We start from the raw sequence: 13,570 nt of genomic DNA, 5'->3' as shown, positions 1-13,570 counted from the left end.
TGCAATTTAATCCCATTTAAGAAAAGGAGTTTCCCCTATGAACCTTGACATCATTTGGAATGGCTTCCTCGAGGCCGTACGGCAGACTTCCTTTATCCATTCTGCAGAAAAAAAACTCATCACCGGTATACCGTTTCTTTATATTAAAACGGATGGATCGGCGGACAGAACGAAAATAGAGGAAGAGATCAAACTTCGATCAATCCAAGCCATGATGGGCAAAAGGCTGAACGCAGAAATATCCTATGTCCGGACAGATTCTCATTTATATGTATACCGGTTCCGATTTCTCGTTCCTCAACAAAAGATGTTCTGCTGCGGCAATCTTTGTGAAGATTGTATCCGCTATCATAGATAAAAGAAAAATAAGAGCTCTGTATCGAGAGCCCTTAACTGCAGCTGCATCCGCCTCCGCTTCCGCATCCGCCGCTGCAGCTTTTTGAATCAAAGAATGGGTTGCCTGTCGGCACTTTGATGTGCTCTGAAACGCTTCCCGCTATAAGGGAACTGCATTCGTTTAACAGGCTTTCCAATTCTTTCTCCGCTTTTTTGAAACCGGCTATTGTCTCATTAAAATCGAGTTCCCTTTTTAAAACCCTCACCTTTGTTGAGACGGTTTTATAATCAGGATGATACTTTCCAAAACGCTGAACTTCCTCATACAGCTCTTTTGTTTTGTTGAACTCATTGATGAGCTTCTGAGCATTTGCGTCTTGTTCAAGATTATATTTACACACTCGGTATTGTATGGCAGCTTCTGATTCAGCTATCATCTTTCCGAGAGAATAGGTTTCATCCAGCAATTCAAAATCCAGCACTAATCCCAGCATCCTCTCACTCCCTGAAGTGATTACTTTTAATTTCTACCTTCATCTTATTATTATAGCCGAAATTATTATGAGATAAAAGAAAAACCGCCTTCACAACATTGACTCCTTCTTATAAAAAAAAGTATAATACTCTCGTTTGAAAGACTTTGAGAGCGAGGACCGCAATGAAACTTGTAACGTTTAACCCTTTTAGAACGATTGGAATCCCTGGCATACAGTATGTAAAGCCTGACAACATGTTCAAAGAGCTTGATAAAATAAAAGCAGCAGACGTGCTTCTTTTTCCGGAAAACTGGCAGGTAAACTCGTTGGTATATGGTATGAAGAAAAAAATATTTCCGAGTATCGAAAGTATTCAGCTTGGGTTTAGCAAAATGGAGATGACACGCGCGTTATGGACGGTTTGTCCAGAAAATCTTCCATACACTGAGATTCTAGGACATTCCAATGAGAACAAGCGCAAGGTTCTGGAGACTTTCTCTTTTCCTTTTGTTGCCAAGGAGATTCGTAATTCAATGGGGAAAGGCGTATTTCTTATTCATAACGAACAGGAATTCGAAGAATATGCAAAAGCAAACGATGTTTTCTATATACAGGAGTACCTTCCGATTGACCGTGATCTTCGCATATGCGTAGTTGGAAATGAGATTATCGGAAGTTATTGGCGCATAGGCAGCAACGGCTTTCATAATAACGTAAGCCAGGGCGGAACCCTCTCATTCGATAACATTCCTGCTGAAGCATTAGAGCTTGTCCTTCGTGTTGCTCAAGAACTCAATATCAACCATGCAGGCTTTGATATCGTTGCGGCGAACGGCCGTTATTATATTCTAGAGTTTAATGTGCTGTTCGGAAACCAGGCCTTTAACCAGCTTGCCGTATCTCCAGAGAAAAAAATTTATGAGTATCTTACAGCAGCTGAAATGGACCGGTAAGCAAACTATCCCTTTATTATGGTGAAAAGGAAGCCTATAGCAGGCCTATAGGTCTTCTCCTTTTCCCATCATGCTCAGAAAATCAATCATCAATCCAACTGTTTTCACTTGATTGTGGAACTTATCAATCCGCTGGCCAAATGTCCTCCCAAAGAACACATTCGCTTCACTTTCCATCACTTCCAGCAAAAGTGGATTTCTCGATAGATCCCGATACCATCTAGGCTGCTCCCGAATAAAAAACTTAAGGTCTGGCCTAGTATTTAAATAGTCAATAATTTCCTTTCTCATCCGTCACACCCCTTAGTCTTTAAATACTGAAAAATAACTATCCTTTGAATTTGACGGCGGGCCCTGAACTGATTTGCTGCCCTGGAACTGCTTCAGCAACTGATGAATGCCTTCGATCGCACCGCTGAATTGGACAATATGCTGCTGAATTTCACTGACATTGATGTCTCGAAACATGGAAAAAACATCTCCGACTGTAATTTCTTTTTTAGACTGTTCTTCAGCCGATTCCGGTTCCTGTTTCTGTTTTCTTTCCTTCAGTCCCCTGAAATGACCGGTTTTTACCGTATCCTGATCCTTTTCGGCCTTAAAAGCCTTCCAGCTTTCATGATTTGCCCCAAGGAAATACCAATCTTCATAGACATCCCTCCACGTACGATTATTTGAACGGACTTCACTTATCAGCTTAGGATGTTTCTGAACAAATATTCGGAATGCCTCAACGTCCTTTTTCATCTTCTCACCCCCGGCTGTCCTTCAACGACTACAATTCACCTATTACATGATACAGTTCCGCCTATAAAATGGTGCGCCTATTTTTCTTGTGATGCTTTAAACATCGTTGTTTCCCTTTGATTTTTGTGTCAAAATTGAAGAGCAGCAGGCGTGCAACTAGACAGAGAGAGAGGAAATAAAAAATGAAATTGTATAGAGAGATGGAGTCTTTCATAACAGAAGCCTCAGAAGAAGAGAGAAATGTGCTGTCAGGCATCTTAAAAAGCTTAAAAAATAAAAGGAAACACACCCACTCTACTTATATTTCAAGCTTAATGGATATGAAGCTGAACATCATAAACGATCATAAATTGGAAATTACTGTGCCAATCACTCCATTATTAAGCAACACAATAGGAATAGTGCATGGCGGGCTCACTGCAACTTTAATGGACACCGCTATGGGAACAGCAGCCAACCAGACGCTTTCTGAAGGATCAGCAGCTGTTACCGTTGAAATGAAAGTAAACTTTACTTCTCCCGGAACAGGAAGCTTTCTTCGCTGTGAAGCAGAAGTGCTCAACCGTGGAAAAAAAGTCATCGTTACAGAATCAAAAGTTTACGGTGACCAAAACCAATTAATTGCCGTCTCGACCGGCACGTTTTTTATTGTAAGAAAGGCGTAAGCGGCCTGCTTAGGTCCGAAAAGCGCTGGAGCTCTAACACAGCAACACGTTTTTTGTGTTTCAAAAAAAATAAGGGAGATCATCTGACCTTCCCTTACTGCTTATCATGGCTTTATAAAATTTTGTGTATAATTGCTCCCATAAACCCCCACACCCAAGCGAGTATAGTTTTTATTTAAAAGCGCTTCCCGGTGGCTCTGGCTGTTGAGCCATCCCTCTACTGCAGCCGGTCCATCTGTATATTTTGCTGCAATATTTTCACCGGCCTGTGAGTATTTCACTTTTCCCGCTTCTAGCCGATCGGCCAAGTCACCTGACGTGGGTGACGTATGCGAAAAATAATCAAGCTCTTCCATTTCTTTGCTGTGGTTATAGGCCACTTTTGCTGTCTTGCTATCCTTTTCTAAAGGAGCTAACCCATGTTTTAAGCGAATGACATTGGTAATATCCAGAATCTGCTGTTCTTGTCCTTTTTCAATTTTTCTCTTCAACTTTTCTGAGAATTCAGGCTGTTTCTCCAAGCTGCCTCTGTATACGACAGAATAGGGTCTTTGCAAGAGCAATGTTTCTTTATCCAGATACCTGATGCTGGAAAGCTCCTGAGTAAATTTATCAAAATAAAGCTGAGCAAAAATATCATGAAATGGAATGAGAGGACGGGTATTCATTTCTTCTTCCGATAGCTCGAAACGAAATAAATCATCGGTTTTATTAACGGTAATCTCACTCTTAACAGGAATCTCTTTTAGAAGCGACGTTACGGACTGGCCGATCTTGAACGGTTTGATCGGCACTCCGTCCCCTGCCACAAAGACGGTTACCACTTTATTATCCTTGATTCCTGCCTGCATATACTGGTTCTCGAAACTTGAGTAAACATACCAGTCATATCCGTAAGCTGATGGTTCGATCCGGTCCGGGGGGCCAAGCCGTTTGGTCAGATAGTTATTGCTTTTACCTACAAAATTAGCCACGGTCGATTTTTCGATGCTTAATGTTTGAATACTCTCCTGAGGAATTTTATGTTTCTCCTGTCTCTCAGGAGTATGATAAGAATTCTGATCACAACTGTCCAAAAAGAACGAGATAACGAGAATTGCAAAAAGCGTTAGGATTGCTGTTTTCTTCAAAAGTGGTTCTCCCTTCAAAACATACCTTTCATAACTGTACTTCACAATTGTGGAATTTGTCTATAAATTAAAAAAGCACCTTCTACAAGGTGCTTTCATTTAGGGTATTTGCAAGTTTACTGAAGCTGATCTCTTTGTTCCGAAATCTCACTTAGTGCCACACCTGCTTTAGAGTCTGTTTCTTTATGCACAGCGATGTCTCCAAGGGAAACAATTCCAACTAAATTGCTGTTCTCTACGATTGGCAAGCGGCGTATCTGATCCTTTGACATGAGATCGGAAGCTTCCTCTATGTTCATGTCCGGGCTCCCTGTTACGAGTTCACTGCTCATGACATCCGTTACCTTCGTTGAACCCTGTTTCTTCTCTGCAACTGCCCTGATGACGATATCTCTGTCCGTGATGACTCCGAGGAGTTTCATTCCTTCACATACTGGAATGACCCCTACATCATCCTGTTTCATTTTTACAGCAATTTCATAGATGCTGTCCTGTGGTGAACAAGTATCCACGTTCGTTGTCATAATGTCACGAATTGTTTTCATTAAAGATTCCTCCATACTCAATTTTTATCGAGATTAGTGTTCACTTCTGAAGGCATTCTATACGTCCATTCAATAAAGGGGAAATATTATGACAACGATTGCATCTTTAAAGCATTCATACTATCATAGATAAGTAAAGGTTTACATGAACATTGGGAGGTTAAGGAAATGTTATTTGAAGAAAGCGGCCTAAAGGGGCAAGTTGTCCAATTTTCAATTCTTGAACATATTATGCATAACCATGGAATCATCCGTGCAGGACAGTGGGATTATGAAAGAATTACATACGATTATAAATTTGAAGATATGACGAATGGTGACGTGTATTACTTGCGTTTTCCATGCCGTGTAGCAGAGGGCGAAGTTGAGAGCTCTCATGCAAAGATTGAACTGTCGGATCCTTACCTTGGAAAACACTATTATCCGCACGGTGTTGAATATGATGAGGAGTTTCCTAAAACCATTACAGATCATTGCAAAAAACTTATTAATCAAGTGATAGAAGAAATCAAATAATGCCCTTCCGGCAAAAAACCCTTTCCCGTCGGAAAGGGTTTTTCCTTATTCTCTTTTTCCTATTGCATATCCTTCAAACAGCCTTCCTCCATATGGATCAAGCACATCACCTGCAAAACCAATCACCTGCTTTTTCTCTCTTGCTTTATAATACTCATCGAACACCTGAACAAAACGTAGTGCAAACTCCTCATCAAATTCTTTTAACGCCCTTACCATCCATTTCCCTTCACCAATCCAGCAGCCATTTACACGGAGGATAAATTCATGGATCATATACGCCAATTTTGAAACAATGAAAAGATCTTCTGATGGATTATTCGAGCCTTCCAGATCATCAAGCAGGTTTGTGATCTCATAGCGGGCAGAATCCACTTCTTTGGACTTCCACGGTGACGGTCCTCTTTTTAACAAAGCCAGAGATTCATTTTTGATGGAAGCTGCCTGTCCGTTGTCTTTCAGAATGATCCCTTCTGCGCACATCTGTGGAAGTGAGGGTCTTGCTCTGTCTCTGTTTTCCTTAAAAAAAACTTTATAAGACTGAAAGCTGTGAACGAATGCTTCAATTGGCCATCCAAACTCCAGGTACGATTTTCTAAACGATTGATCTGCCAAGGCATCAAAAATAACAATGTCGAGATCAGAGCTTTCGGTTCCTTCCCCTCTAACGATACTCCCCGCTAGAAAGGCAACTTCTCCCGAAGGAAAGAATTGATCAATAAACTTTTTGGCAGCCTCAATGGCCGAATCTCTATTTGGCATACTTTCATTCTCCTTAAAAAAAGTCGTAGATAAATGGTGTATGTTTTGGGAGCAGTGATTCAAATAAAGCGATATCTTCTTCTCTCCCGGAAATTCTCCCATGATTCAGCAGGCTTTTAGGTTGTTTATAGTTAAAGAGAATAGCCGTCAGTTCCTTAATTCCAAGGGAAATTCCACGTTTAGGCGCTATTTGGCATGAAGATTCTCCTTCTTTAGCAGGGAAGAAATTCACACTTGGCTGAATCCCATCTGCTGTAACGGAATAAGTACCTGTATTCCATTCAGCGAAGTCATCTTTCACGTGGAGAAACAACGTTTCACCTGGAATCTTGTTAAATGGATATTCTTTTAGAGCCTCAAGAACGTTTACAACTCTCGCCATAAAATAACTGTGCTGCTCCTGATGAATCTTAGGATCATCCAAATAAAATCCCGTTTCATCATCAGGGGGAGCTACAATGGTGACTTCGTTAATCATCGAATCATGATTCCTTATAAAGTTCCAAAGCCCTTCCCAGCTTTCTCTGTCCAGTGCAACAAACTCTTCGATCTCCATTACTTTTTCTTTTATTGAATAAAGGATATAACCTGCACCCTCGTTGTTGCTTTGCCTGTAGAGTGCTATTTTCGAGTTTGAAAGCACATTATTATTCCACCACACTTCATTTCGCTTCAATGAGCCGTTATAGCGTTCTGAGAATCTCTCATATATTGGAGACAGTATAGGTGAACTGTCTTCAGATAGTCGTTCTACTCTGCCGCTCACTTCATGAAAGGGCGGAAATTGGGTTTTATGTATTTTATATTTTTTGTAATCACATGTTAGTTCCCATCCAAAACTCCGGTAAAACTTTACTGAAAACGGATGAAGCATGGATAGATAAGTACCCGTGTTATTCATCACTTCCAATGAATGTCTGAGCAGCTGCCTGATCAGTCCCTTTCTTCTGTTCTCAGGCCAGGTTGCTACTCCCGCCAAACCGCCCATTTTTACGGATCTTCCCCCTAAATAAGCATCAAACGGAAGCAAATGCAGTTTAGCCAGCAGCTGGCCATTTTCAGCAAACGTACCGTAAACACTTGCAGGATCGAGATTTTGAAGTCTCTTTTCTATATCTTCTTTTGTTAATGAATATCTGAATGCATATTGTGAAAGCTCAAGAGAATGCATCAGTTCTTCCTTTTGAAGGTTTCTAATCACTGGTTTTCCTCCTTTTTCTCTCTAACAACTAGTTCGACATTATACGGTACAACTCTTTTTTTTTTCAAAAAAAAAGTTAACCGGCTGCCGGTTAACTTACTGTCTTTAAGAATGATTTGCAGCAGCACTCATTTTGATCAGTGCTAAATCCTCTTTGTCTTTCGCCCGTTCTCTTTTTACCCACTTATAAAAAATGTGTCCAAGAACTACTCCGTAAACCACTTCCTGAAGAATTTTCATTACAATTCCTCCAGTCATCTGGTCTTCTAATGGAGGGAGAAACGATACCAGTTCTGGCGCATGAGCATACGTTGAATAGAGCAGATGGCCGGCAAACATGATCAATGCACAGGCTGGCGTCAGTAAAACACCGCTAGCGAATACATATCCAACCTTCTGTAAATCAGACAATGAATTCAATTCTTCAATCGGACAAAGGACTGGCCACCACATCGTGAATGCCGTGATAAACAAGATGGTATGGCTGAGAAAAGCCACAAATCCATTTGCCATGACTGCGTCAAAGACGACTGGCATATGGTAAATGGAAAACAGCGTAATAAAGACTAATATCGCAATGAGCGGTTTTGTTAAAAAGCGGACGATGTTCATCATAGAATTCTGAAGGCTAAACCACTTCAAATACAAACCATGCGGCATACCGAGGATCATAAGCGGGGGCACCACAAGATAGCTTACTGCCATTTCAATCATATGCACGCTGAATAAATAATGATGGCCGACGACATTTAACGGACTGCCTTTGGAAATATACAAAAATACAAGACCTGCTGAAAAAAAGAACTTTTGCAGCTTTGTTGTTTTTAAGCCCGAGTTTTTGTTGCCGTAATATTTAAAATATAAAATGCCAATGATCAAAATTAGGATGAAAATATCCGGCCGGTAAAGGCTGTAAAAACCAAAATCACTGATTTTTTCATGACTCATGTTATGGTCCATTATATAAACTCCTTTCCCACGGAAAGCAGGGATATTCAATATTTATGAAAAATGGCTGCTTTAAGCAGCCATTTTCCATTTAAGAAGTCCAGATCATTCCTGCAATACCAACAACCGTAATGGCAGCAACAAGGATTCCGCACATCATTCCCCAAAGCGGAAAATCATGTCCCTTATGACTTAAATGCATCCAGATATACAATTGAAAGAATACTTGAACAACAGCAAGTACGAGAATAAATAGTACAGCAAAAGAATCAGCTACTTTATCACTCCAAATGGCGTAGAACGCAATCAGAGTTAAAAGGATCATCATAATGAAAGAAACATTATGGTGTTTCCTCTCTTCTTTAAACGCCAATTTACGCTGCAGTGCCTCGCTGCGGTGAACATTGGTTTCAGGGTTGCTATGATTAGCCATCTCTTAACCCACCTTCCCCATAAGATACACAACAGTGAAAATGAATACCCAAACGACGTCAACAAAGTGCCAATAGAGGGCAAATAAATAATACTTTGGTGCGTTTACAAGCGTAATTCCGCGATTCCAGTTGCGTACTAGCAATGTAATGATCCATAAACAGCCGAAAGCTACGTGGCCTCCATGAAATCCTACAAGGGTATAGAAGGCAGAACCGAAAGCACTGCTTGTAAAAGTATGCCCTTCATGGACATATTCATTAAATTCATATACTTCCAGGCCAAGAAAGCAAAGACCCAAAAGTAAGGTTACAAAAAACCATCCTTGCAAGCTTTTTACGCGGTTTTGCTTTAATGCAAGTACCGCATATACGCTTGTTAAAGAGCTTGTTAGCAGGAGCATGGTTGCCAGGAATACGGTTGGAAGCTTGAATAGTTCTTCAGTAGTTGGGCCATCCATATTCATATGGCGAAGGCCTAAGTACGTTCCGAACAATGTTGCGAACAAAACAGTCTCTCCACCTAAGAACAGCCAAAATCCTAAAAATTTATTTTTGCCTTCAAGGGTGGCTTTTTCGGGATGTTTCGGAAAGTTAGCATCATTTAATCGTTCATCCGCGTGCATTATTCTTTAACCCCCTTTAAATCGTCTTCCACTTCTTCTTTGTGAATATGGAAGCCATGGTCGTCAATAATTGAACGTAAGAACATGCAAATAAACGTGGCGATTATTCCAATGATTGTTACAGTTATAGTGTTATAAATTAATCCTAACGCTGCGCTAAAAAGCCCGATTGACATAAAGAGCGGGAGGATGGATGGATTAGGCATGTGGATATCCCCGACTGGTTCTGCAGGCGTCATGCCTTTATTCCCAGCTGCTTTTTCAATCCAAAAGGCATCAAGTCCCCGAACTAATGGTGTTTGTGCAAAGTTATATTCAGGTGTAGGATACGGAATGGCCCACTCCAGCGTTCTTCCATTCCAAGGATCGGAAGAAGGTGCATATTTTTTTGAAGCTGAGATGATAATGTTAATTAATAATACAATCGTACCGATTGCCATTAAAAAGGCACCGATTGAACTGATAAAGTTTAATTGATCCAGGTCCTGACCGGAAAGATATGTAAATACCCGGCGCGGCATACCCATGAGTCCCAAGAAATGCTGAGGGAAGAATGTAAGGTGGAAGCCGATAAAGAACGTCCAGAAATGAATTTTCCCAAGAGTTTCATTCAAAACCCTGTTAAACATTCTAGGATACCAATAGTATAGGCCTGCAAAAAGACCAAGTATTACGCCACCCACAATTACATAATGGAAATGGGCTACTACAAAATAGCTGTCATGGAATTGGTAGTCAGCTGAAGGAATGGCAAGCATAACACCTGTTACCCCACCCATTACGAATGTCGGGATAAATCCAACCGCCCAAAGCATGGCTGTTGAGAATACGATTTTCCCGCCCCACATCGTGAAAAGCCAGTTAAAGATCTTAACACCTGTAGGAACAGCGATAGCCATAGTTGCTACGGCAAAAATAGAGTTAGCTACAGGTCCAAGGCCGACCGTAAACATATGGTGGACCCATACCATGAATCCTAAGAAACCGATCAATACGGTCGCGAACACCATGGCGCTGTATCCGAAAAGACGTTTTCTTGAGAAGGTCGCAACTACCTCACTGATCGCACCAAACGAAGGCAAGATGAGGATATAAACTTCAGGGTGTCCGAAGATCCAGAAAATATGCTCCCAAATCAAAATATTACCGCCATTGTCCGGGTTGAAAAAGTTTGCATCAAAAACCCTGTCAAAAGATAACATAAATAAACCAATAGTTAATGGAGGGAATGCAAATAGAATCAAACCTGATGTAACAAACGCTGTCCATGTAAACAACGGCATTCGCATAAATGTCATACCAGGAGCACGCATGTTGATGATTGTTACCAGGAAGTTAATTCCGCCTATAAGGGTTCCTATACCCGAGATCTGAATTCCCAGTACATAAAAGTCCACCCCCGGTCCCCCGGACGTTGTTGAAAGAGGCGCATAAGCCGTCCAACCAGCGTCAGGAGCTCCGCCTAAGAGCCAGCTTAAATTCAGTAGTACTCCTCCGAAGAAAAACAGCCAGAATCCTAATGCGTTAACAAACGGGAACGCAACGTCCCTTGCCCCGATCTGCAATGGGACTACAGCATTCATAAATGCAAAAATCAACGGCATGGCCGCAAAGAAAATCATTGTAGTACCGTGCATCGTCAGCAATTGGTTAAACGTCTCAGCAGCGACAAAGTCATTTTCTGGTTTTATTAACTGAATACGCATTAACATTGCTTCGATTCCTCCAATGATGAAGAAGAATCCCCCTGCAATAAGGTATAAAATACCAATTTTTTTATGATCAACTGTGGTGAGCCAGTCCATCAGCCCACTTCTCTTTTTGTGACTTGCATGAGTAGACACCTTTTTACCTCCTTTTTACAAACCGCTCCTCTTGCCTATTGAAGTTTTAGACTTAGAAGATAGTCAGCTACTGCGTCAACTTCTTCATCATTAAGGGGCACGTTCGGCATGTTATTGCCTGGTTTTACTTTTTGAGGATTTTTAATCCATTTTTCCAAGTTGGCTTTGTTGTGCTCAAGTACACCGGCAACACGCTGTTTATCACCGAAACCAGTAAGATTAGGTCCGGTATTACCGCCGTTTTTGCCTACCGCATGACAAGACATACAGTTCTTTTTAAAGATTTTTTGCCCTTCAGCAGCATTTCCGGTAGCATTGCCGCTTGCATTCTTGAATGAATCTACCCAAGCCTTGTATTTTTCTTTTGAAACGACTTTTACCTTGAAATCCATAAGGGCATGAGAAGCACCGCATAATTCAGCACATTTCCCTTTATAGATCTGTTCTTTCTTTCCTGTTTCAATCCACATGTAGTTCTTGCTGCCGTCACCAGGATTGGTGTCTGTTTTACCAGCAAGCGATGGAATCCAGAATGAATGGATGACATCAGCGGAAGAAAGCTCCACATGCACTTTTGTGTTAACTGGAAGCACTAGTTCCTGAGAAGTAATAATCTCTTCTTTAGGATACTCAAACTCCCACCAGTACTGATGGCCTGTAACCTTGAGAGCCAGTTCACCCTTTTTAGGTTTATCTTTCGCAGATAAATCAAAAGTTTGCATAACTGTCGGAACTGCAAGAATAATCAGTAAAAGAATTGGAATCGCAGTCCACAAAATTTCGAGCAGATGATTTCCTTCTACCTGTTCAGGAATCGTGTCATCGCCCTTGCGCCTTCTAAATTTGATCAAAACAAATACATAAATGATAAAAACGACCAACAATACAAAAATCATAATTGCTAAGCTCAGCACCATTAATGAGTATTGTTTGTTGGCTACTTCACCTTGCGGCATAAGCGCAGACAGTGTTGGATCACCACAACCCATCAGCAGAAGCGCCAGCATTGCAAACAAAGGGATTACTCGCCCTTTACGCAGCAAATTTCTCATCACTTCATAAAACCCCACTTTCTCGTTGTAGTTCAGCTACTATAATCTATTACCTGCTTGTCATAAACGGCATGTGTCCGTTTACATTAAGCAGCAAATAGCAAAAAAAAATGTAAGCCCTTTAATATAAAAGGTCTTTAATATATTCATCCAGACGGTTCAAGGAGATGTTCCGTACTGAAGTCGATATTATATGTTTACGAGAATCATAGCGACGAACAATATAGTCAAGTAATTAAGAGAGTAGACAAACATCTGCCTTGCCCACTTGATGTCATCACTTGTCCGGATACCAGATAACCCAAGAGCCAGCCAGCCAAATCCCAGGACAGCGGCTAAAATGGTAAATACCTTGCCAAATGGATACAAATATAAGGAGACCGGGATGAGAGCTGCTACATACCAGATCATCTGGCGCTTCGTCATTTTAAATCCCGATACGACAGGAAGCATTGGTATTCCTGCATTTCTGTATTCTTCACATCTCTTCATCGCAAGCGCCAAAAAATGCGGCGGCTGCCATAAAAACAGAATCAAGAACAGAATCCAAGCTTTTATATCCAGGTTCGCATCCACTGCGGCCCAGCCGATCAGAGGCGGCATCGCTCCGGAAATTCCGCCCACAACCGTATTAATAGAGTGGGTTCTTTTAAGCCACATCGTGTAAACAACCACATATACAAATAAACCAATCAATCCAAAAACGGCGGCTGTTAGCGTTGTCATGGCTAGAAGAATAACGCCGATGGCAGATAAAATTATCCCCATCCATAATGCCTGGTGTGCTTCAATCTTACCGGTTACTGTCGGTCTGTCCATGGTACGATCCATCAAACCGTCAATATCTCGGTCTATGTAATTGTTTAAGCAGCAGCCTCCCGCGATTACAAAGGCTGAGCCGACAACGGCCAGAGCCAAAACATTCAGCTCATCCATAAAGAGCAGACTGTTAAACTTAATGGCAAGAAATACACCTGCAAAAACTGTGATGAGATTTGAAATAACGATTCCCATCTTGGCAATTGTAAGAAAATCTTTCCATGTACCTGTCGGATTAGCTTCCGGTAGAGAATCAGCCTTGATCACTTTGTCAGCATCATCAAATGTCGTTTGAGTTTTGCTCACCGTATACACCTCCTTTACAGGTAAGTTTCCTTCCATTTCCGGTTTTTGTTAAACTATCCAGGTAAAATGCCATAATTTATTCTAAATAGTAATGAAACGGAAATCAATATGTAAAACGCATCCCTTTTTTCACATATTTGCGAAATTTATCACATATTGTTGTGATATGATAGACATGTTTCTAAAACATTATAAAACAATTTAGAAGGTTTG

General features: G+C 41.0%; 17 protein-coding genes. 4 read left to right on the top strand and 13 right to left on the bottom strand.

Annotation, left to right across the window (positions count from 1 at the left end; genetic code table 11):
* The first annotated feature begins 37 nt into the window (after positions 1-37).
* On the top strand, positions 38-358 hold the full coding sequence (locus tag LCY76_RS09780; protein ID WP_248252488.1) for a hypothetical protein: 321 nt from the start codon (positions 38-40) through the stop codon (positions 356-358).
* 31 nt (positions 359-389) lie between these two features.
* Here the strand turns inward: LCY76_RS09780 and LCY76_RS09775 are convergent, their stop codons facing one another.
* Positions 390-830 carry a YlbF/YmcA family competence regulator gene (locus tag LCY76_RS09775; RefSeq protein WP_248252487.1) on the bottom strand — a complete coding sequence of 147 codons (441 nt, stop codon included), beginning with the start codon at positions 828-830 and terminating at the stop codon, positions 390-392.
* 164 nt (positions 831-994) lie between these two features.
* On the opposite strand from LCY76_RS09775, the gene LCY76_RS09770 reads away from it, so the two are divergent.
* Positions 995-1,765: an ATP-grasp domain-containing protein gene (locus tag LCY76_RS09770; protein WP_248252486.1), complete on the top strand. Its 771-nt coding sequence runs from the start codon at positions 995-997 to the stop codon at positions 1,763-1,765.
* A 45-nt stretch (positions 1,766-1,810) separates the two neighbouring features.
* Here LCY76_RS09770 and LCY76_RS09765 read toward each other — a convergent pair whose 3' ends face one another.
* Together LCY76_RS09765 and ylbD are read right to left on the bottom strand one after the other, a co-directional pair.
* Entirely contained in the window at positions 1,811-2,056 is a 246-nt protein-coding gene (locus tag LCY76_RS09765) for a YlbE-like family protein (protein ID WP_248252485.1), read from the bottom strand.
* A 12-nt stretch (positions 2,057-2,068) separates the two neighbouring features.
* Complete coding sequence (gene ylbD, locus LCY76_RS09760) at positions 2,069-2,512, bottom strand: YlbD family protein (RefSeq protein ID WP_248252484.1); 444 nt, start codon at positions 2,510-2,512, stop codon at positions 2,069-2,071.
* A gap of 182 nt (positions 2,513-2,694) precedes the next feature.
* On the opposite strand from ylbD, the gene LCY76_RS09755 reads away from it, so the two are divergent.
* Positions 2,695-3,177: a PaaI family thioesterase gene (locus tag LCY76_RS09755; RefSeq protein ID WP_248252483.1), complete on the top strand. Its 483-nt coding sequence runs from the start codon at positions 2,695-2,697 to the stop codon at positions 3,175-3,177.
* A gap of 104 nt (positions 3,178-3,281) precedes the next feature.
* Here LCY76_RS09755 and LCY76_RS09750 read toward each other — a convergent pair whose 3' ends face one another.
* Both LCY76_RS09750 and LCY76_RS09745 read right to left on the bottom strand, forming a co-directional pair.
* Complete coding sequence (locus tag LCY76_RS09750; protein ID WP_248252482.1) at positions 3,282-4,307, bottom strand: CAP domain-containing protein; 1,026 nt, start codon at positions 4,305-4,307, stop codon at positions 3,282-3,284.
* 116 nt (positions 4,308-4,423) lie between these two features.
* The gene (locus LCY76_RS09745; protein ID WP_248252481.1) at positions 4,424-4,852 is read right to left on the bottom strand and encodes a CBS domain-containing protein; all 429 of its coding nucleotides are present in this window, start codon (positions 4,850-4,852) and stop codon (positions 4,424-4,426) included.
* Positions 4,853-5,020: 168 nt separating this feature from the next.
* Here LCY76_RS09745 and LCY76_RS09740 point away from each other — a divergent pair, with 168 nt between their 5' ends.
* The gene (locus LCY76_RS09740; protein WP_053354614.1) at positions 5,021-5,368 is read left to right on the top strand and encodes a YugN family protein; all 348 of its coding nucleotides are present in this window, start codon (positions 5,021-5,023) and stop codon (positions 5,366-5,368) included.
* A gap of 45 nt (positions 5,369-5,413) precedes the next feature.
* Here the strand turns inward: LCY76_RS09740 and LCY76_RS09735 are convergent, their stop codons facing one another.
* The 8 genes from LCY76_RS09735 to cyoE all read right to left on the bottom strand — a co-directional run bounded on the left by LCY76_RS09735 (position 5,414) and on the right by cyoE (position 13,357).
* Entirely contained in the window at positions 5,414-6,130 is a 717-nt protein-coding gene (locus tag LCY76_RS09735; RefSeq protein WP_248252480.1) for a nucleotidyltransferase domain-containing protein, read from the bottom strand.
* A gap of 13 nt (positions 6,131-6,143) precedes the next feature.
* Positions 6,144-7,331 (bottom strand): GNAT family N-acetyltransferase, encoded by a 1,188-nt coding sequence (locus LCY76_RS24025; protein ID WP_248252479.1) that lies wholly within the window; start codon positions 7,329-7,331, stop codon positions 6,144-6,146.
* Between the two features lie 105 nt (positions 7,332-7,436).
* Positions 7,437-8,291, bottom strand: coding sequence for a cytochrome c oxidase assembly protein (locus LCY76_RS09725; protein WP_091006717.1), 855 nt, complete (start codon positions 8,289-8,291; stop codon positions 7,437-7,439).
* 79 nt (positions 8,292-8,370) lie between these two features.
* Positions 8,371-8,712: a cytochrome C oxidase subunit IV family protein gene (locus LCY76_RS09720; RefSeq protein ID WP_053354618.1), complete on the bottom strand. Its 342-nt coding sequence runs from the start codon at positions 8,710-8,712 to the stop codon at positions 8,371-8,373.
* Positions 8,713-8,715: 3 nt separating this feature from the next.
* On the bottom strand, positions 8,716-9,336 hold the full coding sequence (locus LCY76_RS09715; RefSeq protein ID WP_248252478.1) for a cytochrome c oxidase subunit 3: 621 nt from the start codon (positions 9,334-9,336) through the stop codon (positions 8,716-8,718).
* On the bottom strand, positions 9,336-11,180 hold the full coding sequence (gene ctaD, locus LCY76_RS09710) for a cytochrome c oxidase subunit I (protein ID WP_053354620.1): 1,845 nt from the start codon (positions 11,178-11,180) through the stop codon (positions 9,336-9,338). Before ctaD ends, LCY76_RS09715 begins: the two co-directional genes overlap by 1 nt.
* Positions 11,181-11,215: 35 nt before the next feature.
* Positions 11,216-12,232: a cytochrome c oxidase subunit II gene (gene coxB / locus LCY76_RS09705; protein WP_053354621.1), complete on the bottom strand. Its 1,017-nt coding sequence runs from the start codon at positions 12,230-12,232 to the stop codon at positions 11,216-11,218.
* A gap of 189 nt (positions 12,233-12,421) precedes the next feature.
* A complete protein-coding gene (gene cyoE / locus LCY76_RS09700) occupies positions 12,422-13,357 on the bottom strand; it encodes a heme o synthase (RefSeq protein ID WP_248252477.1) in 936 nt (311 codons plus the stop codon).
* Between the last annotated feature and the right edge of the window lie 213 nt (positions 13,358-13,570).

The sequence above is a fragment of the Fictibacillus marinisediminis genome (assembly GCF_023149135.1).
In the GTDB taxonomy this organism is placed as follows: domain Bacteria; phylum Bacillota; class Bacilli; order Bacillales; family Fictibacillaceae; genus Fictibacillus_C; species Fictibacillus_C marinisediminis.
Note: the sequence above shows the minus strand (reverse complement) of the source record. Positions and strands in the feature narration are given on the sequence as shown.